The 26,991-nt window shown below is 72.6% G+C and carries 25 protein-coding genes; 22 read left to right on the top strand and 3 right to left on the bottom strand.

Annotated features, from left to right (window positions below):
- Positions 1–97 precede the first annotated feature (97 nt).
- The 14 genes from ACIQGQ_RS20485 (at position 98) to ACIQGQ_RS20420 (ending at position 13,965) form a co-directional block, all read left to right on the top strand.
- Positions 98–1,282 (top strand): helix-turn-helix domain-containing protein, encoded by a 1,185-nt coding sequence (locus tag ACIQGQ_RS20485; RefSeq protein ID WP_402397839.1) that lies wholly within the window; start codon positions 98–100, stop codon positions 1,280–1,282.
- A 113-nt stretch (positions 1,283–1,395) separates the two neighbouring features.
- The gene (locus ACIQGQ_RS20480) at positions 1,396–2,025 is read left to right on the top strand and encodes a hypothetical protein (RefSeq protein ID WP_402397836.1); all 630 of its coding nucleotides are present in this window, start codon (positions 1,396–1,398) and stop codon (positions 2,023–2,025) included.
- Between the two features lie 295 nt (positions 2,026–2,320).
- Positions 2,321–2,521 (top strand): hypothetical protein, encoded by a 201-nt coding sequence (locus ACIQGQ_RS20475; protein ID WP_402397833.1) that lies wholly within the window; start codon positions 2,321–2,323, stop codon positions 2,519–2,521.
- Between the two features lie 173 nt (positions 2,522–2,694).
- Positions 2,695–3,801: a radical SAM protein gene (locus ACIQGQ_RS20470; protein WP_402398302.1), complete on the top strand. Its 1,107-nt coding sequence runs from the start codon at positions 2,695–2,697 to the stop codon at positions 3,799–3,801.
- The gene (gene tmk, locus ACIQGQ_RS20465) at positions 3,798–4,547 is read left to right on the top strand and encodes a dTMP kinase (protein WP_402397830.1); all 750 of its coding nucleotides are present in this window, start codon (positions 3,798–3,800) and stop codon (positions 4,545–4,547) included. The genes ACIQGQ_RS20470 and tmk overlap by 4 nt, the downstream gene beginning before the upstream one ends.
- Complete coding sequence (locus ACIQGQ_RS20460) at positions 4,456–5,226, top strand: endonuclease/exonuclease/phosphatase (RefSeq protein WP_402398301.1); 771 nt, start codon at positions 4,456–4,458, stop codon at positions 5,224–5,226. The genes tmk and ACIQGQ_RS20460 overlap by 92 nt, the downstream gene beginning before the upstream one ends.
- Positions 5,227–5,235: 9 nt before the next feature.
- Entirely contained in the window at positions 5,236–5,619 is a 384-nt protein-coding gene (locus ACIQGQ_RS20455) for a DUF6302 family protein (RefSeq protein WP_402397827.1), read from the top strand.
- A gap of 47 nt (positions 5,620–5,666) precedes the next feature.
- Complete coding sequence (locus ACIQGQ_RS20450) at positions 5,667–6,239, top strand: hypothetical protein (protein ID WP_402397824.1); 573 nt, start codon at positions 5,667–5,669, stop codon at positions 6,237–6,239.
- A gap of 402 nt (positions 6,240–6,641) precedes the next feature.
- A complete protein-coding gene (gene dxr, locus ACIQGQ_RS20445) occupies positions 6,642–7,904 on the top strand; it encodes a 1-deoxy-D-xylulose-5-phosphate reductoisomerase (RefSeq protein ID WP_366295948.1) in 1,263 nt (420 codons plus the stop codon).
- Positions 7,901–9,211, top strand: coding sequence for a M50 family metallopeptidase (locus tag ACIQGQ_RS20440; protein ID WP_402397819.1), 1,311 nt, complete (start codon positions 7,901–7,903; stop codon positions 9,209–9,211). Before dxr ends, ACIQGQ_RS20440 begins: the two co-directional genes overlap by 4 nt.
- A 180-nt stretch (positions 9,212–9,391) precedes the next feature.
- Positions 9,392–10,546, top strand: coding sequence for a flavodoxin-dependent (E)-4-hydroxy-3-methylbut-2-enyl-diphosphate synthase (ispG, locus tag ACIQGQ_RS20435; RefSeq protein WP_366295945.1), 1,155 nt, complete (start codon positions 9,392–9,394; stop codon positions 10,544–10,546).
- A 155-nt stretch (positions 10,547–10,701) separates the two neighbouring features.
- Complete coding sequence (locus tag ACIQGQ_RS20430; RefSeq protein ID WP_402397816.1) at positions 10,702–11,547, top strand: GNAT family N-acetyltransferase; 846 nt, start codon at positions 10,702–10,704, stop codon at positions 11,545–11,547.
- Between the two features lie 64 nt (positions 11,548–11,611).
- Positions 11,612–12,190: a GNAT family N-acetyltransferase gene (locus ACIQGQ_RS20425; protein ID WP_402397813.1), complete on the top strand. Its 579-nt coding sequence runs from the start codon at positions 11,612–11,614 to the stop codon at positions 12,188–12,190.
- 80 nt (positions 12,191–12,270) lie between these two features.
- On the top strand, positions 12,271–13,965 hold the full coding sequence (locus tag ACIQGQ_RS20420) for a proline--tRNA ligase (RefSeq protein ID WP_402397810.1): 1,695 nt from the start codon (positions 12,271–12,273) through the stop codon (positions 13,963–13,965).
- A gap of 60 nt (positions 13,966–14,025) precedes the next feature.
- Here ACIQGQ_RS20420 and ACIQGQ_RS20415 read toward each other — a convergent pair whose 3' ends face one another.
- From ACIQGQ_RS20415 to ACIQGQ_RS20405, 3 genes are read right to left on the bottom strand one after another with little or no spacing between them, the layout of a single operon-like run.
- The gene (locus tag ACIQGQ_RS20415) at positions 14,026–14,931 is read right to left on the bottom strand and encodes an aminoglycoside phosphotransferase family protein (RefSeq protein WP_402397807.1); all 906 of its coding nucleotides are present in this window, start codon (positions 14,929–14,931) and stop codon (positions 14,026–14,028) included.
- Between the two features lie 28 nt (positions 14,932–14,959).
- Positions 14,960–15,475, bottom strand: a complete 516-nt coding sequence (locus ACIQGQ_RS20410; RefSeq protein ID WP_402397804.1) for a ferritin-like domain-containing protein — start codon at positions 15,473–15,475, stop codon at positions 14,960–14,962.
- Positions 15,472–15,999, bottom strand: a complete 528-nt coding sequence (locus ACIQGQ_RS20405; protein WP_402397801.1) for a hypothetical protein — start codon at positions 15,997–15,999, stop codon at positions 15,472–15,474. The genes ACIQGQ_RS20410 and ACIQGQ_RS20405 overlap by 4 nt, the downstream gene beginning before the upstream one ends.
- Positions 16,000–16,175: 176 nt before the next feature.
- On the opposite strand from ACIQGQ_RS20405, the gene rimP reads away from it, so the two are divergent.
- From rimP to ACIQGQ_RS20365, 8 genes are all read left to right on the top strand, one after another.
- Positions 16,176–16,673, top strand: coding sequence for a ribosome maturation factor RimP (rimP, locus tag ACIQGQ_RS20400; RefSeq protein ID WP_402397798.1), 498 nt, complete (start codon positions 16,176–16,178; stop codon positions 16,671–16,673).
- A gap of 2 nt (positions 16,674–16,675) precedes the next feature.
- Positions 16,676–17,716: a transcription termination factor NusA gene (gene nusA / locus ACIQGQ_RS20395; protein WP_352276410.1), complete on the top strand. Its 1,041-nt coding sequence runs from the start codon at positions 16,676–16,678 to the stop codon at positions 17,714–17,716.
- A 114-nt stretch (positions 17,717–17,830) separates the two neighbouring features.
- Positions 17,831–18,109 (top strand): YlxR family protein, encoded by a 279-nt coding sequence (locus ACIQGQ_RS20390; protein ID WP_366295929.1) that lies wholly within the window; start codon positions 17,831–17,833, stop codon positions 18,107–18,109.
- Between the two features lie 148 nt (positions 18,110–18,257).
- Positions 18,258–21,290, top strand: a complete 3,033-nt coding sequence (infB, locus tag ACIQGQ_RS20385; protein ID WP_402397794.1) for a translation initiation factor IF-2 — start codon at positions 18,258–18,260, stop codon at positions 21,288–21,290.
- A gap of 168 nt (positions 21,291–21,458) precedes the next feature.
- A complete protein-coding gene (locus ACIQGQ_RS20380; protein WP_402397791.1) occupies positions 21,459–21,755 on the top strand; it encodes a DUF503 domain-containing protein in 297 nt (98 codons plus the stop codon).
- A gap of 25 nt (positions 21,756–21,780) precedes the next feature.
- The gene (gene rbfA / locus ACIQGQ_RS20375) at positions 21,781–22,233 is read left to right on the top strand and encodes a 30S ribosome-binding factor RbfA (RefSeq protein WP_402397788.1); all 453 of its coding nucleotides are present in this window, start codon (positions 21,781–21,783) and stop codon (positions 22,231–22,233) included.
- Positions 22,230–23,126: a tRNA pseudouridine(55) synthase TruB gene (gene truB, locus ACIQGQ_RS20370; protein WP_402397786.1), complete on the top strand. Its 897-nt coding sequence runs from the start codon at positions 22,230–22,232 to the stop codon at positions 23,124–23,126. Before rbfA ends, truB begins: the two co-directional genes overlap by 4 nt.
- 197 nt (positions 23,127–23,323) lie before the next feature.
- The gene (locus ACIQGQ_RS20365) at positions 23,324–26,971 is read left to right on the top strand and encodes a trypsin-like peptidase domain-containing protein (RefSeq protein WP_402397784.1); all 3,648 of its coding nucleotides are present in this window, start codon (positions 23,324–23,326) and stop codon (positions 26,969–26,971) included.
- Positions 26,972–26,991 lie beyond the last annotated feature (20 nt).

The following is a 26,991-nucleotide window of genomic DNA, read 5'->3' as shown; positions in this document are numbered from 1 at the left end:
AACACCCCCGACCCGAGGGAGTCAGGGGTGAACCCGTCTCGTGCGGCACTGGGCACGAGTAGCGTCCCGGATGACGAGTCAGGAACGGAGTACCAGTATGCCGACACTGGACGACGACCACACCGGAACGCGCATCAAGGAGCAACGAAAGCTGGCGCGATTGACTCAACGGGAGCTCGCTGACCGAATCCCGTACTCGTACAGCTGGCTCACCCAGGTCGAGTGCGGGGCGAGACCGGCGTCCGTGGACTTCCTTGCCGCCGTGGCCCGAGCACTACGGATCGACGTCACCGTACTGACGGGCCAGCCCTACGTGCCCCAGCTGCAGGAAGACCGGCTCGCGGAGCTCATCCGCCCGATCCGGGAGTCTCTTGATCTGTACGACCTCGGTGACGACCCAGAGGTCATCGCCCGCCCCGGCGTAGAGCTTGTCGCGGCTGCCGATGAACTGTGCGCTCATGTCCGGGCTACTCACCTCCACACGGCTGCGGTTGCCCTTCCAGATGTCGTCACCGAACTGACCGTCTCGTGCTGGCGGACACCGACGACGGAGCTATGGCGGGCGCTGGCCTCCGCGTACCGGACGGCGCATGACGTCACGGTGAAGTTGGGCTACGTCGATCTGGCCAGCGTCGCCCTAGACCGCATGGGGTGGGCGTCGGAGCGGGCCTCCGACCCCTGCCTTGCCGCCATGCGGCAGTACTTCCGCAGCCTGGTGTACTTCCGTGAGGGGGAGTACACCATCGGCCTGCGCCTCGTCCGCTCCGGTCACTCTGTCCTCGACCCGGCCGACCAGTCCCGTAAAGCCCTCACAGTCGCCGGCCAACTCCACCTCGGCGGGTCCGTCCTTGCCGCGCGGGCCGAGTACGGAGGTACGGCCGCCGCACACATCGCGAGCGCCCGGGAGTACGCGGGGCGGGCTGGCGACGCCAGCCGAGTGCACTGGCTGAACTTCAGCCCGACCAACGTGGACCTCCACGAGATGAGCGTCGCAATGGAGATGCGGCAGTACGACGAAGCGCTGCGGCAGGCGAAAGCGATCAAGCTCCCGGCCAGCATCGCGACCTCCCGCCGCGCGCACTACCTCATCGACCGGGCCCGCCTGGAGATGGAGCTCGGGCGCCCCGAGGCGTCCTTGAAGTCCCTGTGGGCCGCGCGGCGGGCAGCACCAGAACAGACCCGCTACCACCCCGGGGCGAGAGAGACCGTGCGCGGCCTCGTCCACCTGTCCCGTCGAACACCGGAATCCCTCGGCAGTATGGCGGCGTGGGTCGGGATGTAGCTCGCTCAAACTCTCTCCGAAGTGAAAGAGTTTCCCGCCTCCGCGCTCGCCACGATGGTCCTGGCACTGTTCAACGACGAGGGTCGGGGGCGCTAATGGCGAGCCACGACGGCATGAAGAACCACACCTACAGTCTCGGCCCGGCCGCCGGTATCGGTAGCTGGACCGAGGCGTCAGAGATAGACGGTCATCCGGTTCCCGCGGTCTTCGCGGCCCCACCGGAGCCGGCGCTGGGAGTGCTCGTGCACTCACGCAGGGATCGGGAGGTCGCTGCCACCACGTGGTTGGTCCTGGCCGCCAGCCACAGCGAGAAGGCTCGGCGGGAGTGGTCGAGCTTCGGGCTGGCTCTGCTTCGGTGCGGCGTTCTGTTCTCTGCCGTGCGCATCCCGGCGACCTTGATCTACGCGGCGGCTGGCACTGAGGAGCCGGACGCCGTCCGTGGCTTCCTGGCTGAGGTGCTGGACGGCGGCCCGGTCTTCCACGACGTCGGCGGTCGGCAGTTCTACGCCCTCACCCCGGCGAGCACCCCGCGCTCCTGGCGGTTCGTGGCTGCGGAGTGCCTGGACTCGGACACCTTCCTCGGCGTACCGGCCACGGATCTCACCGAGTTCGCCCCTCAGTATCCGGCGTACTGGGTTGTCCCCATGGACGGCCCGGGTTCCCTGTGCGCGCCGGCCGACGTCGCCCGCCTGGTCCTCATCGGCTACCGAGCGGCACAGAAGAACGCGGAGGTCGCCCGGTGACCGTCCTCTCCGCCCGCTACGTCACGGCCTGGCGGCGCACTCGTCCGGAGGGGCGACTCCACTCCGCTTAGACGCCCCGTCCGCGCCCCGCGTTGACAGGGACACAGACGGGGCCAGGGGCTTGCTGGCCCCATCCCCACGAACGCCCTCCGCCTGGGAAGACCTGGTGAGCTCCCCATGGCACGTCGTGGCCCCGGGCGGAGGGCCCTTACCTCTATGGAGCCGACCCGATGACCTTCGACACCCCTCCCGTCCACCTCGCAGTCCTGGCCGGCCTCGCCTACAGGATCTTGCGGTGAGCCTTCCGGACCAGCCGGAGGCCGGACGCCGACTGGCCTGGGTCATCGGCCGGTGCTGGAGGTGCGAGCTCGCCGAAGTCCCCGTCATCTGGCTCGGCCCGGTCCACAGCGATGGCCACGGCGGCAGCGGCCCGTTCCACGCGTGCGAGCCCTGTATCCGGCGCCTGGAGGAACTGGTGGCCGAGTACGGCACCTGACCGAGACACCTGAGACTTCCGCCCCGGTCGGGGATCTTCCCCACACGTCCGGTACCGGCTCACGCCGGGCGCATCCGCGGGCGGCGCGGCTGCTGCTGTGACGGGCAGGACGGCCGCCGCCCGGCCCAGGACGGGCCGGGACCATCCACACACAGAGGGAGACCGCTTTGAGCGTGCGCCCGATCATCACCGGAGAACAAGCCGCCTCTTGCTACTTCCGCACGACCGTGGACCACCCGAACCGTAAGTCGCTCGTCCAGATCTGCGAGCCGTGCAACGCGCTGTGCGCCCACTGCTTCGTCACGGCGACGAAGCGCGGTAACTACATGCCGCTGGAGAAGATCCGGGCGCAGCTGATTCCCCAGCTCGCGGAGGCCCGCGTCACGCGGGTGACCATCACTGGCGGCGAGCCGTTCATGCACCCGGACCTCCTGGAGGTCATCGCCGCGGTCCGCGAGGCCGGCATGTCCGTAGGCGTGTGCACCAACGGCACGATGTGCAGCGATGAGCAGATCGCCGCCCTGGTGGAGCTCGACGCCCACATGAACGTGTCGCTGGACGGCTTCGCGGAGGAGTCGCACTCCGTCTTCCGCAGCTTGCCCGGGTGCTTCGCGGAGACCGTGGACACCGTCCGGAGGTTCGCCGCCGCCGGCATCCTCCAGGGCCTCCTGTGTACGCCGAACAGCTTGGCCGAGGACCGGGAGTACCGGGACCTGGTCAGGTTCGCGCGGGAGCAGGGCGCGAAGTACGTGCTGATGAACCCGCTCGGGAACATGGGGCGCGGCCAGTCGAGGACGGCGCAGGGCAAGTTGCGTACCCCGGATGAGCAGATGCGGGAGATCGCCGCGCTCACCGAGCCGTTCGGGGAGGACGTGGAGCTGGTGAACATCCGGTTCCCCAATGAGGACAAGCCGCTGGCCGGCTGCGAGGCCGGGACCATCGTCTACGTCTTCACGGACGGCGGCGTGGCGATCTGCCCGTACCTGGTTTTCGCGGCTCGGACGAAGGTCTCCCAGCACCCGGACACGGACTTCCTCGTGGGCAACGTCTGGGAGCACGACGACATCGCGGCGAGGTTAGACGCGTACGGGCGGTTCTCCGACCGGTGGGACCTCGGCGGGAACGAGACGTGCGGCTCCTGCTCCCTCTCGCCCTCGTGCGGGAAGGGCTGCCCGGCCGCCGTGGTGGCCTCCGGCCAGCGGATCGGGGCGGTGGACACGGAGCAGTGCCCGGTGGTCCCGCCCCAGACCCGCGTCCTGCCCGTGGTCGGTGTCTCGTGATCACGCGCCGCGGCCTCCTAGTCGCCATCGAAGGGCCGGGCGGAGTCGGGAAGTCCACCGTCACGGCCCTCGTCACCCGACTCCTCCACGCGGAGGGCGTGCCCGCGCTCGCCACCCGGGAGCCCACGGACGCCCCTTTGGGCAACCTCGCGCGGCACGGCACGGACGAGTACCAGGGCGAGGCCATGGCGTGCCTCATCGCCGCCGACCGCTTCAAACACGGCGAGACCATACGACCGGCGCTGGAACGCGGGGACGTCGTGGTCTGTGACCGGTACATTGCCAGCAGCCTCGCGCTCCAGTGCATGGACGGCGTGGACCGGGAGTTCGTGTGGCTCCTCAATGAGCGGGTGACTCAACCGGACTTGACCGTGATGCTGACCGGTCACCCGGACGTGATCGAGGCCCGGCTCACCGCGCGGGGCGCGCACTCCCGGTACGAGCGCGCCGAGGACTCCAGCCGCGTGGAGTGCGGCTACTTCGCGGAGGCCGCTAGGTTCCTGCGGAGCAAGGGACACCGCGTCTTGGATGTGGACGCCACCCAGACGCCGGCCGACGAGGTCGCCCGCACGATCGCCGCCGCGATCACTCGACTCCGGAAGGACCAGCCGCATGACTCTGGACGTGCTCACGTTCAACCTCAACAACCCGTCCCTGTCCCGCGCGGAGCGGCAGCTCCGGTATCTGGCGCAGCGGCCGGAGCCGGTGCTCGTCCTCACGGAGACGGCGAGGTCCGCCGGATGTGAGTTCCTGGCCGAGCGGTTCGAGCGGGCCGGCTACTCGGTGACCTTCCCCCGGCCTCCGGAGGGCGCCCGGGAGCGAGGCGTGATGATCGTGTCCCGCCTCGCCACGAGCCCGCTCCGGCTGCCGGTGGACTACCTCCCGCACCGGGTGGCCGCCGTGACCGTGGAGACCGCCACGGAGCTGCTGGAGGTCGTCGGGGTGTACGTACCGTCCCGGGATGCCACGGAGGCGAAGCTCACCAGGAAGCGGACGTTCCTGGAATGCCTGGCCGCCGCGCTCCCGACCGGGGAGGACGGCCACCGCCTGGTCCTCGGGGACTTCAACATCCTGGAGCCCACCCACGTCCCGCGATACCGGATCTTCCAGGAGTGGGAGTACGGGTTCTACACCGGGCTCGCCGCGGCCGGCTACCGGGACGCCTTCCGGCTCCTGGCGCCGGACGCCCTGGAGTATTCCTGGGTGGGGCGCACCGGGGACGGCTACCGCTACGACCACGCCCACGCATCCGGACCCCTCGCAGGCCAGGTAACGGGCTGCCGGTACGTGCACGAGCCGCGCACCGACGAAGACCGGCTCACGGACCACTCCGCCCTCACGGTCGCCCTGGCGCTCACCGCCACGGCGCCCCTCGACGTGACCGACCCGGCCGCCGCGGAAGTCGTGGCAGCGGCACTGTTCTAAGGAGGCTCTGTGGTATCGCCGTTGGTCGTGCTTCTGCCGCCCACCGAGGCGGACGAGGACGAAGCCGCGTACTACCGGGAGCGGCTGGAAGATCTGTCGCTCATGGAGGCGGCGCTGACCGTCCGCGTGGGCGGGGTCGCATACCTTGCGGTCCCGGTCGGCGGCGCCCGCCGCGGCGGGTACCTGCCGATGCCGGAGCTGGCGATGGGGTGCGCGGTCCGGGACGCTCTCCGTGGCACCCCCGGCTTCCCCGACGTCCGGCTCCGCTGGTCCCCCTACGAGGACGCGTGCCACGTAGTGGCGTGGGGCGAGCGGGCCCCCGAGGACGACGAGCTGCAGGGGCGGTTCTACGGCTACAGCGCCGAGGCCATCACACAAGCTCTGGCGCGGTGACGGCCGCGCCGCCTGTTCGTGACCTGTACGACCCGAGGAGGACGGAAATGAAGGCTGACAGCTGGGGCTACGTGACGCGGCTGCGGAAGTGGTTGGACTCGGACGCTGCCCCGACGTCGGTGGAGGACGCCCGGCTCCTGCGCGTGCTCAAGATCAGTGAGGAGCTGGGCGAGGTGGCGGAGGCCCTTCACGGGGCGCTCGGAGCGAACCCGCGGAAGGGCGCTTCCCACGGGTGGAACGATGTGGCGAAGGAGCTCGCGGACGTCATCGTGACGGCTGCGGTCGCCCTGGACAGCGTGAGCGGGGACGGCGCTGCCGTGGTGGAGCACCAGCTCCAGGCCCGCGTGGAGGACGAGATCGCGGCGACCGGGGACGTCCGGCTCCTCCAGGTCCTCGCGATCAGCGGCGACATGGGCGAGGTCGCGACCGCCGTGTACGGCGCGCTGGGCACTGGCCCGCGCGGTGAGGCGGCCGTGATCACGCACACGTGGGACGACGTCGAGGCACGCCTCGCCGAGCTGATCGGCACGGCGGCCGCCGCGCTGGACGAGGTCACCGGCGACGCCTGGGCGATCGTAGACGAGCGCCTGCGGGCTCTCGTGGACAGGGTCTCGGTCTAGGCCCGGCCATACCTTGGCCCCGGCACCAGAAGGGAGTGGTGCCGGGGCCGAGGTGTGCGCCTGCTGCTTAGGGGGAGGGGCCGGGTCAGCATGGCGGTCGTAGTCGGGAATGCCGCCGGGGCCGGGCGTTCCCGCGCTTGTTCCCGTGGGAACAGGCGCGGGAGTCGAAACGGCTTCGCTCGGGGGAATCCGGGTAATCTCGGGGATATTCGTGCAGGTCAATCACGTCTTCGCAGGTCAGGGGTCAACTCAAGGCCCACTGTGCGGGGGTTCGGGCCGTTCCGCGTTTCCCCGGAACGGGGTCGTCCGGCGCCCTCCCGTGCCCCGACACCCCCTCGCGCAAGGGCCTTTCGGGCCGTCTCGCGGGACGCACTGTCCGCGCACACAGGTGTTGCGGCAACAATGGGGGGCATGAGCGACAGCCCTGCCCCCCTCGCCGATCCGCATCTCGTCTTCGACGCGACGGAAGGCCGACGGGATCTCGTCATCCTCGGCTCCACCGGTTCCATCGGCACCCAGGCCATCGACCTGGTGCTGCGCAACCCCGACCGTTTCCGCGTCACCGCGCTCTCCGCCGCGGGCGGACGGGTCGCCCTCCTCGCCGAGCAGGCGCGGCGGCTGCGGGTGCGCACCGTGGCCGTCGCCGACCCCGCCGCCGTACCGGCCCTGCGCGAGGCACTGAGCGAGCAGTACGGGACGGGCGAGCCGCTCCCCGAGATCCTGGCCGGCCCCGACGCCGCCGCCGAACTGGCCGCGAGCGACTGCCACACCGTGCTCAACGGCATCACCGGCTCCATCGGCCTCGCCCCGACCCTCGCCGCGCTCGAAGCGGGCCGCACGCTCGCCCTGGCCAACAAGGAGTCGCTGATCGTCGGCGGCCCGCTGGTCAAGGCCCTGGCGAAGCCCGGCCAGATCATCCCGGTCGACTCCGAGCACGCCGCCCTCTTCCAGGCCCTCGGCGCCGGCACCCGCGCCGATGTGCGCAAGCTCGTGGTCACCGCCTCCGGCGGCCCCTTCCGCGGCCGCACCAGGAGCGAGCTGGCCGACGTCACCCGCGAACAGGCCCTCGCCCATCCGACCTGGGCCATGGGGCCGGTCATCACCATCAACTCCGCGACCCTGGTCAACAAGGGACTGGAGGTCATCGAGGCCCACCTCCTCTACGACATCCCCTTCGACCGGATCGAGGTCGTGGTCCACCCCCAGTCCTACGTCCACTCCATGGTCGAGTTCACCGACGGCTCCACCCTCGCCCAGGCCACCCCGCCGGACATGCGGGGCCCGATCGCCATCGGCATCGGCTGGCCCGGCCGCGTCCCCGACGCCGCCCCCGCCTTCGACTGGTCCACGGCGTCCACCTGGGAGTTCTTCCCGCTGGACGACGAGGCCTTCCCGTCGGTCGGCCTGGCCCGGCACGTCGGCACGCTCGGGGCGACCGCACCGGCCGTCTTCAACGCCGCCAACGAGGAATGCGTCGACGCCTTCCTCGCCGGACAGCTGCCGTTCAACGGAATCATGGATACGGTCACCGAGGTGGTGACCGAACACGGCACCCCCGCCACGGGAACTTCGCTCACGGTCGCGGACGTCCTCGAAGCGGAGACCTGGGCACGCGCCCGGGCCCGTGAACTCTCGGCGAAAGCGACAGCGGAGGCGCGCGCATGAGTCTGACGACGGTCCTGCTGACGATTCTCGGCATCGCCGTGTTCGTCCTCGGCCTGCTCTTCTCGATCGCCTGGCACGAGCTCGGCCACCTGTCGACCGCGAAGCTCTTCGGTATCCGCGTCCCCCAGTACATGGTCGGCTTCGGGCCCACCATCTGGTCGCGCAGGAAGGGCGACACCGAGTACGGCATCAAGGCCATCCCGGCCGGCGGCTACATCCGCATGATCGGCATGTTCCCGCCCGGGGCGGACGGCCGGCTGGAGGCGCGGTCCACCTCGCCCTGGCGCGGCATGATCGAGGACGCCAGGTCCGCCGCGTTCGAGGAGCTCGAACCGGGCGACGAGAAGCGCCTCTTCTACACGCGCAAGCCCTGGAAGCGCGTCATCGTCATGTTCGCCGGACCGTTCATGAACCTGGTCCTCGCCGTCGCGATCTTCCTCGGCGTGGCGATGACCTTCGGCTTCCAGACCCAGACCACCGAGGTGGCCGGGGTCCAGAAGTGCGTGATCGCCCAGAGCGAGAACCGCGACACCTGCAAGAAGTCCGACCCGGTCAGCCCCGCCCAGGCGGCGGGACTCAAGAAGGGCGACAAGATCGTCGCCTTCGACGGCAAGAAGGTCGACGACTGGGCCACGCTCTCCGACCGGATCCGCGACACCATCGGCCCCGCCACCCTCACCGTCCTGCGCGACGGCCAGGAGCAGACCCTCCACGCCGTGCTCAGGGAGAACGCGGTGGCGAAGAAGGACTCCAAGGGCGAGGTGATTCCCGACCAGTACATCCGGGCCGGCTACCTCGGCTTCGCCGCCCAGACGGAGATCGTCCCGCTCTCCTTCGGCGACTCGGTCGTCCGCATGGGAGACATGGTCGAGAACGGCGTCGAGTCGATCATCGCCCTCCCGTCCAAGATCCCGGGCCTGTGGAACGCGGCCTTCGGCGACGGCGAGCGCGCCGCGGACTCCCCGGTGGGCGTCGTCGGCGCGGCCAGGATCGGCGGCGAGGTGATGACGCTGGACGTACCGGCGGAGAACCAGGTCGCGATGATGCTGTTCCTGCTCGCCGGGTTCAACCTCTCGCTCTTCCTCTTCAACATGCTGCCGCTGCTGCCCCTGGACGGCGGACACATCGCCGGAGCGCTCTGGGAGGCCCTGCGGCGCAATGTCGCCCGGGTCTTCAAGCGCCCCGACCCCGGCCCGTTCGACGTGGCCAAGCTGATGCCGGTCGCCTATGTCGTCGCCGGTGTCTTCATCTGCTTCACGCTGCTGGTGCTGGTCGCCGACATCGTGAACCCGGTCAAGATCTCCTGATCCCGGCCCATTCCGCGCATCACGGACGACGGTTCCCCGGCACACGGTGTGTGCCGGGGCCGTCACGGCTTCGCGGCACTCCCGTACAGGTGTGCTTCCGCCCTCCGCCGGTGCCGTAACCTCGAAGCTCAAAGCCCGCCGTCTCGGGACCTTGATCCACACCTTGGGGATGCTCAGCGCATGACTGCGATTTCTCTCGGAATTCCGTCCGTTCCGACCAAGCTCGCCGACCGGCGGGTCAGCCGCAAGATCCAGGTCGGGTCGGTGGCCGTCGGCGGGGACGCGCCGGTCTCGGTCCAGTCGATGACCACCACGCGCACCTCGGACATCGGCGCGACGCTCCAGCAGATCGCCGAGCTGACGGCCTCGGGCTGCCAGATCGTCCGCGTGGCGTGTCCGACGCAGGACGACGCGGACGCGCTGGCGACCATCGCCAAGAAGTCGCAGATCCCGGTGATCGCGGACATCCACTTCCAGCCGAAGTACGTCTTCGCCGCGATCGACGCGGGCTGCGCGGCGGTGCGCGTGAACCCCGGCAACATCAAGCAGTTCGACGACAAGGTCAAGGAGATCGCCCGGGCCGCCAACGACGCGGGCACCCCGATCCGCATCGGCGTGAACGCGGGCTCGCTGGACGCGCGGCTGCTCGCCAAGTACGGCAAGGCGACCCCCGAGGCCCTGGTCGAGTCGGCGCTCTGGGAGGCGTCCCTCTTCGAGGAGCACGGCTTCCGCGACATCAAGATCTCCGTGAAGCACAACGACCCGGTCGTGATGGTCAACGCGTACCGTCAGCTGGCCGAGCGCTGCGACTACCCGCTGCACCTCGGTGTGACCGAGGCCGGCCCGGCCTTCCAGGGGACGATCAAGTCCGCGGTGGCGTTCGGCGCGCTGCTGTCGGAGGGCATCGGCGACACGATCCGGGTCTCGCTCTCGGCACCGCCCGCCGAGGAGGTCAAGGTCGGCATCCAGATCCTGGAGTCGCTCAACCTGCGCCAGCGCCGGCTGGAGATCGTCTCCTGCCCGTCCTGCGGCCGGGCCCAGGTCGACGTCTACAAGCTGGCCGACGAGGTGACGGCGGGCCTGGAGGGCATGGAGGTCCCGCTCCGGGTCGCCGTGATGGGCTGCGTCGTCAACGGCCCCGGCGAGGCCCGCGAGGCCGACCTGGGCGTCGCCTCCGGCAACGGCAAGGGCCAGATCTTCGTGAAGGGCGAGGTCATCAAGACCGTGCCCGAGTCGAAGATCGTCGAGACGCTGATCGAAGAGGCCCTGAAGATCGCCGAGCAGATGGAGAAGGACGGCATCGCCTCGGGCGAGCCCGAGGTCTCCGTGGGCTGACCCGCCGCCCATGGCAGCCGCGCCCCGCCGGACGGACACCGACCGGCGGGGCGCCGCCATGAGCGGACCCGTCGCGACCTCCGCCCACCGGCGGCGTCACTGGGCCACTTCGGTTAAAGTGCGGAAATCAGCAGACCATATGGTGAGGCCCCCTCGTGTTGACGCAGACCACCACCCGGGTCCTCGAACCCGGCGACCTCGGTGCCGCTCTCGCCGTCCTGGAGAGCGAGCCCGTCGCCAACGCCTTCGTCACGTCCCGGGTCCGGATCGCCGGGCTCGACCCCTGGCGCCTGGGCGGTGAGATGTGGGGCTGGTACGCCGACGGGCGGCTCCGCTCCCTCTGCTACTCCGGCGCCAACCTCGTCCCGATCTGCGCCACCCCCGAGGCCGTCCGCGCCTTCGCCGACCGGGCCCGCCGGACCGGCCGCCGCTGCTCCTCCATCGTCGGCCCCGCCGAGCCCACCGCCCAGCTCTGGCGGCTGCTCGAACCCGGCTGGGGCCCCGCCCGCGAGGTCCGCGCCAACCAGCCGCTGATGGTCACCGAGAGCCCCTCCGCCGACATCACCCCCGATCCGCACGTCCGCCGCATCCGCAAGGACGAGATGGAACTGCTGATGCCGGCCTGCGTGGCGATGTTCACCGAGGAGGTCGGCATCTCCCCGCTCGCGGGCGACGGCGGGCTCCTCTACCAGGCCCGCGTCGCCGAACTCATCGGCGCCGGCCGCTCCTTCGCCCGGATCGAGGACGGCGAAGTCGTCTTCAAGGCGGAGATCGGCGCCGCCACCCCGCAGGCCTGTCAGATCCAGGGCGTCTGGGTCGCCCCCGGACACCGCGGCCGCGGACTCTCCGAGACCGGCATGGCGGCGGTCCTGCGCTACGCCCTGGCCGACGTCGCCCCCGTCGTCAGCCTCTACGTCAACGACTACAACACCCCCGCGCGCCGGGCCTACGCCCGGGTCGGCTTCCGGGAGACCGGCGCGTTCATGAGCGTGCTCTTCTGAGCCCGGGGCGGGCCGCACCCCGGTCCCGTACCCCGCACCCCGCCCCGGCCAGTAGGGTCGGCACATGGCAGCACACTCCGAAGGCGGCCCCCGCGGCCCCGGCGTCCGGATCGGGCCCGTGGACCTCGCCGCCCGCGTGGACGAGGCACTCGCCGTGCAGGCCGTCGCCTTCGGGCTCGGGCCGGAGGAGGTCGAGGTGCGCCGCCACATCGTCCTCAGACACCTCGACCACCCCGAGGCCCGCGCCCTCGGCGCCACCACCGCGGCCGGACGGCTCGTCGGCTTCGCCTACGGCATGCCCAACGAGCGCGGCCAGTGGTGGTCCACCGTCGTCGAGCCCTACCTCCGCGACACCGGCCGCGCCCACTGGCTCGACGACGCCTTCGTCGTCACCGAACTCCACGTCCTGCCCGGCTTCCAGAACCTCGGCATCGGCCGCGCGCTGATCACCACCCTCACCGACGCCGTCGGCCACCCCCGGTCCATCCTCTCCGCCATCGACACCGACAGCCCCGCCCGGGGCCTGTACCGCAGCCTCGGCTACCAGGACCTGGCCCGGCAGGTGCTCTTCCCCAGCGCCGCCCAGCCCTACGCGGTCATGGGCGCCCCGCTCCCGCTGCGCCGGCGCCCCCGGGACGGGTGATCGCGGGGGTTATGGATTTCCGCCCACCCGCACCGCCCGGCTAACCTCCTGCACATCACCCTTCCAAGCAGGAGTTCACCATGGCCCAGGTCCAGCGCATGTCCCGGTTGATGATCAAGACACTGCGCGACGACCCGGCCGACGCCGAGACGCTCAACCACAAGCTGCTCGTCCGGGCCGGATACGTACGTCGCACCGCGGCCGGAATCTGGACCTGGCTGCCGCTCGGCAAGAAGGTCCTGGAGAACATCACCCGCGTCGTCCGCGAGGAGATGGACGCCATCGGCGGCCAGGAGGTGCTGCTCCCCGCCCTGCTGCCCAAGGAGCCGTACGAGGCGAGCGGCCGCTACGACGAGTACGGCGACCTGCTCTTCCGTCTCAAGGACCGCAAGGGCTCCGACTACCTCCTGGGCCCCACCCACGAGGAGATCTTCACCCAGGTCGTCAAGGACATGTGCTCGTCCTACAAGGACCTGCCCGTGATCCTCTACCAGATCCAGACCAAGTACCGCGACGAGGCCCGCCCCCGCGCCGGTGTGCTGCGCGGCCGCGAGTTCCAGATGAAGGACTCGTACTCCTTCGACACCACCGACGAGGGCCTGGCCGAGGCGTACCAGCTGCACCGCGGCGCCTACATCCGGATCTTCGAGCGGCTCGGCCTCGACCACCGCATCGTCTCCGCCGTCTCCGGCGCCATGGGCGGTTCGGCCTCCGAGGAGTTCCTCGCGCCCGCCCCGGCCGGTGAGGACACCTTCGTCGACTGCCCCGCCTGCGACTACGCCGCCAACACCGAGGCCGTGACCTTCAACGCCACGGCGGCGGACGGCTCGGCGCACGGCCCCGTCGAGGAGCTGGACACCCCCGACACCCCGACCATCGAGACGCTCGCCGAGCACCTCGGCGTCCCCGCCTCCGCCACCCTGAAGAACCTGCTGGTCAAGGTGGACGGCGAGATCGTGGCCGTGGGTGTGCCGGGCGACCGCGAGGTCGACCTCGGCAAGCTCGGCGAGCACCTGGCGCCCGCCGTCGTCGAGCTGGTCACCGCCGAGGACTTCGTCGGCCGCCCCGACCTGGTGCGCGGCTACGTCGGCCCGCAGGGCCTGGAGAAGGTCCGGTACATCGCCGACCCGCGCATCGCCCCCGGCACCGCCTGGATCACCGGCGCCAACCAGGAGGGCAAGCACGCGAAGAACGTCGTCGCGGGCCGCGACTTCGAGGTGTCCGACTACCTCGACGTGGTCGTCGTCGAGGCGGGCGACCCCTGCCCCAAGTGCGGCACCGGCCTCCAGGTCGACCGCGCCATCGAGATCGGCCACATCTTCCAGCTCGGCCGCAAGTACGCCGACATCTTCCAGCTCGACGTCCTCGGCCAGCAGGGCAAGCCGGTCCGGGTCACGATGGGCTCGTACGGCATCGGCGTCTCCCGCGCGGTGGCCGCCCTCGCCGAGCAGACCGCCGACGACAAGGGCCTGTGCTGGCCCCGCGAGGTCGCCCCGGCCGATGTGCACGTCGTCGCGGCGGGCAAGGCGCTCCAGACCGAGCTGGCGCTCGACGTCTCCGAGAAGCTGGGCGCGGCGGGGCTGCGGGTCCTGGTCGACGACCGCGCGGGCGTCTCGCCCGGCGTGAAGTTCACCGACGCGGAGCTCATCGGCGTCCCGAAGATCCTGGTCGCCGGCCGCCGCTCGGCCGAGGGCGTCGTGGAGCTGAAGGACCGCCGCACCGGCGAGCGCGAGGAGCTCACGGTCGACGAGGCGATCGCCCGCCTCTCCGCCTGAGCCCCGGACACCCGGCAGGCCCCCGCGCACCTCGCGCGGGGGCCTGCCGGGTACGGGCCCTCAGAGCCAGCTCGCGAACTCCAGCGTCAGCTCGCCCTCCTGGCGGCGGCCCGCCGCCAGCGCCCGGGCGCCCGACTCCACCGCGCGGAACAGCGTCCAGCCGCGCAGCCGCTCCCGGTCCACCTCCAGCGAGTCGGCGAGCTTCCCGATCCGCCGCCGGGCCGTCACCGCCCCGTTCGACGAGGCGATCAGGTCCTCCACGCGGTCGCGCACCAGCCGGGCCAGGTCGTAGGCGCGCTCACCGACCAGCGGTTCGGGGCCGACCGTCAGCCATGGCACCCGCTCACCGGCGAGCACCTTGCTCTGCCGGAAGTTGCCGTGCAGGAGCAGCAGCTCCGGGGCGTCGGCGACCAGCTCCTCGCGGACCGAGAGCGCGGCCGAGACCAGCGGTGCCAGCTCGGGCTGGGCACCGGCCAGCGCCCGCATCGCCCCGATCCGTTCCCCGGTCCGCCCGGCGACCGTCTCGAAGGCGTGCCCGGCCGGCGGCTCGACCCAGAGCCGGCGCACCGTCCCGGCCGCCTCCAGCAGAGCCTTCGCCTCCGGAAGCGAGCGCAGCGACACCTCGGGGTGCAGCCGCTCCAGCAGCAGCGCGCCCGGGGCGTCGGCCAGGAGCAGCACGGCGCCCCAGCCGTTCCAGTGGGCCAGCGCGGCCCGTTCCCGCTCCGGGGCGGCCGCGGGCGGCGCGAGCTTCAGCGCGGCCGGAGTGCCGTCGGCGCAGGTCACCAGCAGGACCAGGCTGCTGCGGCCGCCCGGTGCGGCGACCCGTTCGACGGCCGGTGCGCGCCCGGTGGCGGCCAGCGCCTCCTCGGTCAGCGCGGGAAGCCGGCCCAGCCAGTCGGCGGCGGACGTGTCCTCGTGCGACTCGCCCAGCGCCCGGACCAGACGCTGCGGCGGTTCGAAACCCATACGTGCTGTGTTCCCTTTCAGAGCCTGATCAGTGCGGAGCACCCGGCCCGTTCGTCACATCGGCCCCGTGCGGGGCCGTACGGGCCCCGGTCTGCGCCGCGGCCCCGGCCCGTGTGCCGGCGGTGTTCCGCTCGACGAGCCCGGGAAAGGGTACGCCGCCGCCCCGCCAGCGGACCGCGCGCACCGCGGCCTCCCGCAGCGCGTCGGCCGCCTCCCGCCGCAACGGCCCCTCGGCGGCGCGGACGAGGTCGGAGTACACCCCGGCGACCCGGTCCTCCAGCACGGCCGCCAGCCGTACCGCCGCGGCCGGGTCCGGCACGGTGAACGGCAGGGCGTACGCGGCGCGGGCCGCCTCCGGCTCACCGCCCAGCCCGCGCACCGTCCGCACCAGCGCGTCGCGGCGGGCCCGGTGCGCGTGGTACGCGGCCGCGGCCTCGGCCCGGCGGCCGGCGGCGACCCGGCCGCCGACCACCCCGTAGCCGTACACCGCCGCGTGCTCGGCGGCGAGGGCCGCCTGGGCGGCCCGCAGCGTCGTGGCGCTCATGCCCCGGCCTCCTTGGCGATCCCGGTCAGCAGAAAGGCGTGGGCCGCACCGGCAGCGGCGACCGACGCCAGCAGCCGGGCCAGTTCCGGCGGGGCCGCGGCCAGGGCCGCCAGCCGGGCGTCCGAGGCCCGGCGCTCCGCCGCGGCGAGCTCCTTCAGGGCGGACCGGGCGCTGCCCGGGGCGGCCGGGGACGGCACGGCGACGCCCTTGCCCGCACCGGCCGGGGCCAGCGCCTCGGCGTGGGCCCGTACCGCGTCCCGCAACGGCGCGAGGGCGGTGGCGGCCGACGGATGGGCCGCCGCCACCCGCTCGTACCGGCCGAGCAGCTCCAGGCTGGTCCGGGCCTCGGCGGTCCGGATCCGCTTCTCCACCCGTACCGCGGCGGCCTGCTCGGCCGCGGTCGCCGGGCCGGACCGGCCGGAGCCCTCCTCGCGCCCGCCGCCGCAGCCGGCCAGCACCGCCCCGAGGGCGGCCGCTCCCGTCGCGGTGAGCGCACCCCTGCGCGTCGTCCCCGTGCGCCGCACTGTTCTCCTCCGGGCCTGTACGTGTCTTGACTGGTTCTGTCCTGAAGTGATCACCGCAGGCGAGCGTACCCGCGGCGGGGGAGCGGGCGGACGGCAACACCCCTCGGGACCGGATACCCTTTGACCTGACACACGACGATCCCCACAACAGCACACGCGGCCGAGGAGTCACCCGGATGAGCACCACCCAGAGCGAGAGGCTGCGAGGGCTGCTCGAACCGCTCGTCAGCGCCGAAGGACTCGATCTCGAGGAGATCGACCTGTCCCGGGCCGGCCGCCGCCGCGTACTGCGTATCGTCGTGGACTCCGAGCAGGGCGTCGAGCTGGACGCCTGTGCCGATCTGAGCCGCGCGATCTCCGAGAGGCTCGACGAGACCGACGCGATGGGCGAGGACGAGTACGTCCTCGAGGTCAGTTCCCCCGGTGCCGACCGTCCGCTGACGGAGCACCGCCACTACGTACGTGCCACGGGCCGCCTGGCCAAGCTCCAGCTGCGCGAGGGCGGCGACCTGGTCGCCAGGATCCTCGCCGTCGACGAGGAGGGCCTCGACCTGGAGGTGCCGGGCGTCAAGGGACGCAGGCCCACCTCCCGCCGGGTCGCCTTCGACGAGATCGCCAAGGCGCGCGTGGAGATCGAATTCAACCGCAAGGACAAGAAGGAAGAGGAGGCGTAGCCGTGGACATCGACGTGAAGCTCTTGAAGGGCTTGGCGCAGGACAAGGAGATCCCCTTCGACGTGCTCGTCGAGGCGATCGAGTCGGCCCTCCTCATCGCTTACCACCGGACCGACGGAAGCCACCGCCGTGCGCGGGTCGAGATCGACGAGCGCGGCCATGTGACGGTGTGGGCGAAGGAGGACCCGGCCGACCTGGAAGAGGGTCAGGAGCCCAAGGAGTTCGACGACACCCCGTCCGGGTTCGGACGGATCGCGGCGACCACCGCCAAGCAGGTCATCCTCCAGCGGCTGCGCGACGCGGAGGACGACAAGACCTTCGGCGAGTACGCGGGCCACGAGGGCGATGTCGTCACCGGCGTCGTCCAGCAGGGCAAGGACCCGAAGAACGTCCTCGTCGACATCGGCAAGCTGGAGGCCATCCTGCCGGTGCAGGAGCAGGTCCCGGGCGAGGAGTACACCCACGGCCTGCGGCTGCGCACCTATGTCGTGCGGGTCGCCAAGGGCGTGCGCGGCCCGTCCGTGACGCTGTCGCGGACCCACCCCAGCCTGGTGAAGAAGCTCTTCGCGCTGGAGGTCCCGGAGATCGCCGACGGTTCCGTCGAGATCTGCGCGATCGCCCGCGAGGCCGGCCACCGCACCAAGATCGCGGTCCGTTCGACCCGCTCCGGGCTGAACGCCAAGGGCGCCTGCATCGGCCCGATGGGCGGCCGGGTGCGCAATGTGATGGCCGAGTTGCACGGCGAGAAGATCGACATCGTGGACTGGTCGGACGACCCGGCCGAGATGGTCGCCAACGCGCTGTCACCCGCGCGGGTGAGCGAGGTCGAGGTCGTCGACCTCGGTGCCCGCTCCGCCCGGGTCACCGTGCCCGACTACCAGCTGTCGCTGGCGATCGGCAAGGAGGGGCAGAACGCCCGCCTCGCCGCCCGGCTCACCGGCTGGCGGATCGACATCCGTCCGGACACCGAGACCGACGACGAGCGCGACGCGGCCGACCGGGAGCGCGCCGAGCGGGCCCGCGAGCGGTCCGAGCGCCGCTGACCCGGCCCGTACGGCAGGGAATACATCTCGGCGCCGAGTCGCTGAGATCACGACAACATCCGTTCGATTCTTGCCCCAAAGGGGTGAGGTCGATGCGGGGAGGTAGACTTAGCCGTGTCTGGCCGAACGCGCGCCCGCGCTTGCCCTGAGCGAACCTGTGTGGGATGCCGGGAGCGGGCGGCCAAGAGCGAGCTGCTGCGCATCGTCGTGGACGGGGACACCTGTGTTCCCGATCCTCGCGGTACGCTGCCCGGCCGGGGTGCCTACGTACACCCCGCCTCCGTCTGTCTGGACCTGGCGGTTCGCCGCCGGTCCTTCCCCCGGGCCTTCAAGGCCAAGGGACCGTTCGACCCCGCCGAGGTACGGCGGTTCGTCGAACGGGGGACACCGTAGAAGAACGAACGGCACGGAACCCCGTGCGGTCAGGTACCTCGCGAGTTGGAAGTAGGTCGAGATTGCGATGAGCACTCGATGAGTACGCGATGAGTACGCCCATGAAGTAGCGACGGTCCGGCGGTAACCCGGACCTAAAAGGAGCGAAGTGGCTAAGGTCCGGGTATACGAGCTCGCCAAGGAGTTCGGTGTGGAGAGCAAGGTCGTCATGGCCAAGCTCCAGGAACTCGGTGAATTCGTCCGTTCGGCGTCCTCGACGATCGAGGCGCCGGTTGTACGCAAGTTGACTGACGCACTGCAGGGGCCCGGCGGCAACGCCGGCAAGTCCGCTGCGAAGCCCGGCGCGCCCCGCAAGGCGACGCCGGCCAAGCCCTCGGCGCCGTCCCCGGCCGCCGCGGCACGTCCCGCTGCCCCGAAGCCCGGCGCACCGGCCCCCAAGCCGGCCGCCGCCGCCCCGGCGAGCAGCACCCCCGCGCCGTCCGCGGGCCCGCGTCCGGGTCCGCGTCCCGCGCCCAAGCCCGCCCCGGTGACCCCGGTCCCGGCCGCCGAGTTCTCGGCGCCGGCCCCGGCCCCGCAGCAGGCTCCGCGTCCCTCGGGCGCCACTCCTGGTCCGCGTCCCGCCCGTCCGGCCCCGGCCGGCGGTCAGCGTGACGGCGGCCAGCGCGGCGGCGACCGTCCGGCGCGCCCCGGTGGCCAGGGTGCTCCGCGCCCCGGCGCCCGTCCGGCGGGTCCCCGTCCGGGCAACAACCCCTTCACGTCCGGCGGCTCGACGGGCATGGCCCGTCCGCAGGCCCCCCGTCCCGGTGGCGCCCCGCGTCCCGGCGGTGGCCAGGACCGTCCCGCCCCGCGTCCGCAGGGCGGCCCCGGTGGCGCCCCGCGTCCCCAGGGTCAGGGCGGCGCCCGTCCGACCCCGGGTGGCATGCCGCGTCCGCAGGCGCCCCGTCCGGGTGCCCCCAGCGGTAACCGCCCGAACCCGGGCATGATGCCGCAGCGTCCCGCGGCCGGTCCGCGTCCCGGCGGCGGCCCCGGTGGCCGTGGTCCCGGTGGCGGCGGTCGTCCGGGCGGCGGCGGTGGCGGTCGTCCCGGCTTCGCCGGTCGTCCGGCCGGTCCCGGCGGCGGTGGCGGCGGCTTCGCCGGCCGTCCCGGTGGCGGCGGTGGCGGTGGCGGCGCGGGTCGTCCCGGCGGCGGTGGCGGCGGCTTCGGCGGTCGTCCCGGCTTCGGTGGCCGTCCCGGCGGCCCCGGTGGCCGTGGTGGCACGCAGGGTGCGTTCGGCCGTCCCGGCGGTCCGGCGCGTCGTGGTCGCAAGTCGAAGCGGCAGAGGCGCCAGGAGTACGAGGCCATGCAGGCCCCGTCGGTGGGCGGCGTCATGCTGCCCCGCGGCAACGGGCAGTCCGTCCGTCTGTCGCGCGGTGCCTCCCTCACCGACTTCGCGGAGAAGATCAACGCCAACCCGGCGTCGCTCGTCGCCGTGATGATGAACCTCGGCGAGATGGTCACGGCGACGCAGTCCGTCTCCGACGACACCCTCAGGCTGCTCGCGGACGAGATGAACTACGTCCTCGAGATCGTCAGCCCGGAGGAGGAGGACCGCGAGCTGCTCGAGTCCTTCGACATCGAGTTCGGCGAGGACGAGGGCGGCGAAGAGGCTCTGGTCTCCCGTCCGCCGGTCGTGACCGTCATGGGTCACGTCGACCACGGAAAGACCCGACTGCTGGACGCGATCCGCAAGACGAACGTCGTCGCGGGCGAGGCCGGCGGCATCACCCAGCACATCGGTGCCTACCAGGTCTCCGCCGAGGTCAACGGCGAGGACCGGAAGATCACCTTCATCGACACCCCGGGTCACGAGGCGTTCACCGCCATGCGTGCCCGTGGTGCGAAGTCCACCGACATCGCGATCCTCGTGGTGGCGGCGAACGACGGTGTGATGCCCCAGACGATCGAGGCGCTGAACCACGCCAAGGCGGCCGAGGTGCCGATCGTGGTCGCGGTCAACAAGATCGACGTCGAGGGTGCCGACCCGACCAAGGTGCGCGGTCAGCTCACCGAGTTCGGTCTGGTGGCCGAGGAGTACGGCGGCGACACGATGTTCGTCGACATCTCCGCCAAGCAGGGTCTGCACATCGACCAGCTGCTGGAGGCCGTGGTCCTGACCGCGGACGCCTCGCTCGACCTGCGGGCCAACCCGGAGCAGGACGCGCAGGGCATCGCGATCGAGTCCCACCTCGACCGCGGCCGCGGTGCGGTCTCGACCGTCCTGGTCCAGCGAGGCACGCTGCGCATCGGTGACACCATGGTGGTCGGCGACGCGTACGGCCGTGTCCGGGCGATGCTCGACGACAACGGCAACAACGTCGAGGAAGCGGGTCCGTCGACCCCCGTCCTCGTGCTCGGTCTCACCAACGTCCCGGGTGCCGGTGACAACTTCCTGGTGGTCGACGAGGACCGTACGGCCCGTCAGATCGCCGAGAAGCGTGCCGCCCGCGAGCGCAACGCCAACTTCGCCCGCAAGGGTGTCCGGTTCTCCCTGGAGAACCTGGACGAGGCGCTCAAGGCCGGTCTGGTCCAGGAGCTCAACCTCATCATCAAGGGCGACGCGTCCGGTTCGGTGGAGGCTCTCGAGTCCTCGCTGCTCCAGCTCGACGTCGGCGAAGAGGTGGACATCCGGGTCCTGCACCGCGGTGTGGGTGCGGTCACCGAGTCGGACATCGACCTGGCGACCGGCTCCGACGCCATCGTCATCGGCTTCAACGTCCGCGCTGCCGGGCGTGCCCAGCAGATGGCGGAGCGCGAGGGCGTCGACGTCCGCTACTACTCGGTGATCTACCAGGCCATCGAGGAGATCGAGGCGGCCCTCAAGGGCATGCTCAAGCCGGAGTACGAAGAGGTCGAGCTCGGTACGGCGGAGATCCGCGAGATCTTCCGCTCGTCCAAGCTGGGCAACATCGCCGGTGTGCTGGTCCGCTCCGGCGAGGTCAAGCGCAACACCAAGGCGCGGCTGCTGCGCGATGGCAAGGTCATCGCGGAGAACCTCACCATCTCCGGTCTCCGTCGCTTCAAGGACGACGTCACCGAGATCCGCGAAGGCTTCGAGGGTGGTATCAACCTCGGAAACTTCAACGACATCAAGATCGACGACGTCATCGCGACCTACGAGATGCGCGAGAAGCCGCGAGGCTGATCCACGGGGAAACCCGGGGGTGCGCCCCCGGGTCCTTCCGCAACAGTCGGGGCCGGTCGACGGGTCGTATTTCCGTCGATCGGCCCCGGCCGTTCCGTGTACGGTTCTGGTGTCCCCGCCCAGCACGGGCGGGGCACGAACCCGAACCGGCGGGACATCCGGACACTCATGTATGTGGGGACACTGTCCTTCGATCTGCTTCTCGGCGACGTACGGTCGTTGAAGGAGAAGCGCTCCGTCGTCCGCCCGATCGTCGCCGAACTCCAGCGGAAATTCGCGGTGAGCGCGGCGGAGGTGGGCGGTCAGGATCTCCATCGCAGGGCCCAGATCGGCCTTGCCGTGGTCTCCGGGGACACCGGACACCTCACAGATGTTCTGGACCGGTGCGAGCGGCTGGTGGCCGCTCGCCCCGAAGTGGAGCTGCTGTCCGTACGACGGCGGGTACACAGCGACGAAGACGACTGAGCAAGGCGAAGAAGGAGACGGACCAGTGGCCGACAACGCGCGGGCTAAGAGGCTGGCGGACCTCATCCAGGAGGTGGTCGCCGAGAAACTGCAGCGCGGCATCAAGGACCCGCGACTGGGTACGCACGTGACCATCACGGACACCCGGGTCACCGGTGACCTGCGGGAGGCCACGGTCTTCTACACGGTCTACGGCGACGAGGAGGAGCGGGCGAGCGCCGCGGCCGGTCTGGAGAGCGCCAAGGGCATCCTCCGGTCGGCGGTCGGCGCCGCGGCGGGTACGAAGTTCACCCCCACGCTCGCCTTCGTCGCGGACGCCCTGCCGGACAACGCCAAGGCGATCGAGGACCTCCTCGACCGGGCACGCGCCTCGGACGCCCGGGTGCGCGAGGCGTCCTCGGGCGCCAGCTACGCGGGCGGGGCCGACCCGTACCGCAAGGCGGACCACGAGAACGACGAGGACGCCGCCTCCGAATGACATCGCAGAACACGCCGGACGGCCTTGTCATCGTCGACAAGCCGTCCGGCTTCACTTCGCACGACGTCGTCGCCAAGATGCGCGGCATCGCCCGGACCCGGCGGGTCGGCCACGCCGGCACGCTGGACCCGATGGCGACGGGCGTCCTGGTGCTCGGCGTCGAGCGGGCCACCAAGCTGCTGGGCCACCTCGCCCTGACCGAGAAGGAGTACCTCGGTACGATCCGGCTCGGCCAGAACACCGTCACGGACGACGCGGAGGGCGAGATCACCTCGTCCACCGACGCCTCCGGGGTGACCCGCGAGGGCATCGACGCCGGGGTCGCCGCCCTGACCGGCCCGATCATGCAGGTGCCGTCCAAGGTCAGCGCCATCAAGATCGACGGCAAGCGGTCCTACGCGCGGGTGCGCGGCGGCGAGGAGTTCGAGATCCCGGCCCGCCCGGTGACGATCTCGTCCTTCCGGGTCTACGACGTCCGCCCCGAGACCGCCGAGGACGGCACCCCCGTCGTCGACCTGATCGTCTCGGTCGTCTGCTCCTCGGGCACGTACATCCGTGCCATCGCCCGGGACCTCGGTGCCGGGCTCGGCGTCGGCGGGCATCTGACCGCGCTGCGGCGCACCCGGGTCGGGCCGTACGGTCTCGACGCGGCGCGGACGCTCGACCAGCACCAGGAGGAGCTGACCGTGATGCCGGTGGCCGACGCCGCCGCCTCGGCCTTCCCGCGCTGGGACGTGGACGAGAAGCGCGCCCGGCTGCTGCTGAACGGCGTACGGCTGGACATGCCGGCCTTCCCGCCGGGACCGGTCGGTGTCTTCGGGCCCGACGGGCGCTTCCTCGCCCTGGTGGAGGACCAGAAGGGCAAGGCCAAGAGCCTCGCCGTCTTCGCCTGAGGACGGGGCGGCCCTCCCGGGGCCACATTCCCGCCGCGGGGCGGGTGCGGAACGATCCGCACCCGCCCCGCATCCGTCCACCCGGCGCCGGTCATTCACCCGCCCGGGGCAGCGCTCGGAGTGAATCCAGGGTGCATACAGGGGCGTTTCTACTCCGAGTGGCGCAGTCGCCGATCATCCGGGCCTAACGTCGGACCATGCGAAGCGGGGACCGGGCAGCGCTGGTGTGCATCTGCGATCCGGGCGGCCGGCCGAGAGGCACCGGATTCGTCGCCGACGACCGGGGCACGGTGGTGACGAGCCACGAAGCCGTGACCGGCCTGGCCCGGCCGGTGCTCCACGGGCCGGACGGCCGCGGCCACACGGTGGGGCCGGGCGACATCACACCGCTGCCCGCCCTGGGCCTCGCGCTGCTGCGCACCCCGGGCCCCGGCGCGCTGGGCGCGGAGCCGGTCCCGATCGCCCGGCGGGACGACATCGAGCCCGGAACGTACGTGACGATCGCCGCACACGGCCGGCGCGAGGCCCGGGTGCTCGGCACCGCCCCCGTGACGTACACCGCCGACGGCCGCCCCCACCGGATCGGCGCGGCGCTGGAGCTGGCGCTCGGGACGGACGGCCGGGACGCCGTGCGGACGGGCGGCGCGGCCGTCGGGGGGCCGGTCTTCGACCCGGAGAGCGGTGCGGTCCTCGCCGTACTGGGCACCGCGCTGCGTGCCGAGCACCCGGGCGCGGCCTTCGCCGTGCCGCTGTGGACGGCGGCGGGCGGTCGCGGCCCGCTCGACGAGCTGCTGCGGCGCAACGCGTGCACCGTCCCCGGATACGGCCGGGACCTGAACCTGGCGGGCGCCCTGCACCTCACCGCGACCTCGCTCGGTTCGGCGGACGGGCCGGGCGGCGGCCCCGATCCGGTCGAGCGCCCCGACGTCATCACCGAGTTCAACGCCTTCGCCGCCCCGGACCGGACGACGCCGGCGGTGGTCCTCGGCCTGGTCGGGGCGCCAGGCACCGGCCGCACCACGGAGCTGGCCGCGCTCACCGCGCGGCGGGCGCGCGGCCCGGTGCCCGCCCCCACCCTCTGGCTGCGCGGCGCCGACCTGCTGGCCGACGACACCTCGGTCGCCGACGCCGTCGCCCGCGCGCTGAGCAGGGCAGGGCGGATCGTCTCCGCCGCAGGGGCCCCGGGCGACATGGCGAGTGCCACACCCGAGCGGGTGGCCCGGCTGGCCGAGGAGTCCGGCAGCCCGCTGCTCGTCCTGCTGGACGGACCCGAAGAGATGCCGCCCGCCCTGGCCCTCGAACCGGCCCGCTGGACCACCGCCACGGTCGCCTGGCTGCGCGAGCACGGCGCGCGGCTGGTGATCGGCTGCGGGCCCGAGCACTGGGAGACGGCCGGGGCGCTCTGCCCGCCCGGCTCGCTGCACCGCCCCGCCCGCCCGCTTAAGCGGCTGCCGGACGCGGTCCCGCTGGGCGAGCTGACCGCCGTCCAGGCGGAGCGGGCCAAGGAGCGGTACGGCATTCCGCCCGACGCCCTCGCCCCCGGCCACGACCGGCACCCGCTCACCCTGCGGCTGCTCGCCGAGGTGCGCGCCGCGCTCCCCGGGGAAGTGGCCGGACAGCCCGACACCGAGGAGGTGTTCGCCGCGCATCTGGACCTGATGTGCCTGCGGATCGCCGTCCGCATCGCGGCGGCGGCCGGTCCGGCGCCGGGCGGGACGGCGGTCCGCAGGCTGGCCGCCCGGGTGGCGGGGCAGGTCCACGAGGCGGCGCGGCGCTGCCTGGGCCCCGGGCAGGGGGAGCTCGGCCGGGAGGTGTTCGAGGCAGTCTTCCCCTGGCGCACGGGCTGGGCCTCGGCCGTCCTCACCGAGGGCCTGATCGTCCCGGCGGGCAGCGGCTACCGCTTCGCCCACGAGGAGCTGGGCGACTGGGTGCAGGGCACCCACCTGGACGTCGACGCGGCGCTGCGCGCCCTGGTCCACCGCTGGCACGCACCGGCCGGCCCGGACGGGGAACCGGCCCCCGACACCACCGCGGCCGCCGGGGTCCGGGTACCGAGGCCGAGGCGCTCGGCCGCCCCACCCCCGCCGGAACGGGCACCGGAGCCGGAGCCGGACGCGCCGCGCACCCTGCCCGTGCCGCGCCACCGCATCGGTCCGGTGGTCCAGGCCCTCCTGCTCATGGGCCGCCGCCAGGGGCCCGCCGCGCTCTCCCACCAGCTGGCCGATCTGATCGGCGCGCTGGACCGCCTCCCGGCCCGGGGCGTTCCGGAGCCGGAGCGGGAGCCTGATGCCGGTTCCCCGGAGCGCGACGCCTGCTGGTGGGCGGTCCGGCTGATCGCGCAGACCCTGCTCCGGGTGCCCGACGCGCGGCCGTACCTCGGCGTGCTGCGGCTGCTGGCCGGCCGGGTGGTGCGCCGGGCGGCCACCGGAGGGCCGGGCGGGCCGGGGACGTACGCCGTGCTCGGGCCCTGGTTCTGGCGGCGGCTCAGGCTCGCCGAGAAGGACCGGCTCGACCTGTTCCGCCTCCTGCTGCCCGCCGACGTTCCGGGCGGGGGCGGCGAGCGGTTCCTGGACGCCGTCGCGCGGCGGCTCGCCGAACGCCCCCGGGAGGTGCAGCCGCTGCTCTGCGGCTGGTTCACCGACGAGCGCCCGTTGGCCGCCGGGGCCGGGGACACCGCGCGCCCGACCGTGGCCACCGCCGTCCAGGCGCTTCTGCACACCCGCCGCGACCTGGCCGTCGACGATCTGACCGACGCCCTCGTCTCGACCCACCACCCCAGGGCCGAGGAACTGCTCGCCGCCCTCGCCGAGGACGAGCCCGCCGCGCTGTGCCGGGCCGTCCACCGCTGGGCCCACGACGAGGAGCGCAGCGCCCGCCGCACCGCCGCCGCCTCCTACGCCCTGCTCGCCCAGGCGCACGCCACACCGGAGACCGACCGGGAGCTGCTGCGCGGCACGGCCCTCGCCCTGCTGGCCCGCCCCGCCGACGCCGCCCAGCACGGGGCCGCGCTCGCCCTGCTCGTCCAGGACCCCGACACCCGCGACCGCTACCTCCCGCAGGCGCTGCGGGCCTTCGTCGCGGGGGAGGCCGGGCCCGGCGCCGAGGCGCTCGCCACCGCGCTGCCCTCCCACCCGGAGCAGGTCCTCGCGGCCTTCCGGGAGCGGCTGACCCGGCCGGACGAGGGGGCCGGCGAGGTGCTGTGGGCCCTCGCCGGGGTCGACGCCCCCGCGCTCGCCCTGCACACCGCGGGGCTCGTCCGCGCCTACGTCGACAGCCACCCGCGCGACGCCGTGCACGCCGCCGGGTACGTGGACCGCAGGCTGGAGCGCGGCCCCGCCGCCCGCGCCCTGCTGCTGCCGCTGGTGACCGGCCTGCTGCGGGGCCGGCCGGTGCCGCCGACGGTCCGGGCCTCGCTCGCCGGAGCGCTCGCCTCGCCCGGCAGCGCCGCCTCCGGGCCGCTGCGCGAGCAGCTGCTGGAGGTCCTCCTCGACTTCGAGCAGGAGGACCACCGCGACCCCGTCGTGCTCGACGCGCTGCTGCGTGCCGCCGCGACCGGCTCGGGCACCCGCGCCCCGGTCCGGACCCGCGCCCTGGTCCACCGCACCGGCACCCTGCTGTCCCGTACCCCCGAGGGCGCGGCCCGGTTCGAGGCCCGGCTGGTGGAGCTGGCCCGTGCCGTGCCAGGATTCGCCGGGCTGGTGACCGGCTGGCTGGCCGACGCGCCGGGGCAGTGGGAGTCCCTGATCGGGCCGGACGCGCGGCGGGCGGTGGCGGGGGCGGGCGACCCGAAGGCGATGCCGATGCAGGCCGCGCGGCGTGAGCATGGCAGTCTTAGACCTGCGTAAGGGACACCCACGTACACAGG

This window comes from Streptomyces sp. NPDC092952, assembly GCF_044754785.1.
Lineage (GTDB): Bacteria > Actinomycetota > Actinomycetes > Streptomycetales > Streptomycetaceae > Streptomyces.
Note: the sequence above shows the minus strand (reverse complement) of the source record. Positions and strands in the feature narration are given on the sequence as shown.

Excerpts from the sequence above, each read along its gene's own strand:
- ACIQGQ_RS20485 (WP_402397839.1), top strand. The coding sequence starts at position 98 with ATGCCGACACTGGACGACGACCACACCGGAACGCGCATCAAGGAGCAA.
- ACIQGQ_RS20480 (WP_402397836.1), top strand. The coding sequence starts at position 1,396 with ATGAAGAACCACACCTACAGTCTCGGCCCGGCCGCCGGTATCGGTAGC.
- ACIQGQ_RS20450 (WP_402397824.1), top strand. The coding sequence starts at position 5,667 with ATGAAGGCTGACAGCTGGGGCTACGTGACGCGGCTGCGGAAGTGGTTG.
- dxr (WP_366295948.1), top strand. The coding sequence starts at position 6,642 with ATGGGGGGCATGAGCGACAGCCCTGCCCCCCTCGCCGATCCGCATCTC.
- ACIQGQ_RS20440 (WP_402397819.1), top strand. The coding sequence starts at position 7,901 with ATGAGTCTGACGACGGTCCTGCTGACGATTCTCGGCATCGCCGTGTTC.
- ispG (WP_366295945.1), top strand. The coding sequence starts at position 9,392 with ATGACTGCGATTTCTCTCGGAATTCCGTCCGTTCCGACCAAGCTCGCC.
- ACIQGQ_RS20425 (WP_402397813.1), top strand. The coding sequence starts at position 11,612 with ATGGCAGCACACTCCGAAGGCGGCCCCCGCGGCCCCGGCGTCCGGATC.
- ACIQGQ_RS20420 (WP_402397810.1), top strand. The coding sequence starts at position 12,271 with ATGGCCCAGGTCCAGCGCATGTCCCGGTTGATGATCAAGACACTGCGC.
- ACIQGQ_RS20415 (WP_402397807.1), bottom strand. The coding sequence starts at position 14,931 with ATGGGTTTCGAACCGCCGCAGCGTCTGGTCCGGGCGCTGGGCGAGTCG.
- ACIQGQ_RS20410 (WP_402397804.1), bottom strand. The coding sequence starts at position 15,475 with ATGAGCGCCACGACGCTGCGGGCCGCCCAGGCGGCCCTCGCCGCCGAG.
- rimP (WP_402397798.1), top strand. The coding sequence starts at position 16,176 with ATGAGCACCACCCAGAGCGAGAGGCTGCGAGGGCTGCTCGAACCGCTC.
- ACIQGQ_RS20380 (WP_402397791.1), top strand. The coding sequence starts at position 21,459 with ATGTATGTGGGGACACTGTCCTTCGATCTGCTTCTCGGCGACGTACGG.
- truB (WP_402397786.1), top strand. The coding sequence starts at position 22,230 with ATGACATCGCAGAACACGCCGGACGGCCTTGTCATCGTCGACAAGCCG.
- ACIQGQ_RS20365 (WP_402397784.1), top strand. The coding sequence starts at position 23,324 with ATGCGAAGCGGGGACCGGGCAGCGCTGGTGTGCATCTGCGATCCGGGC.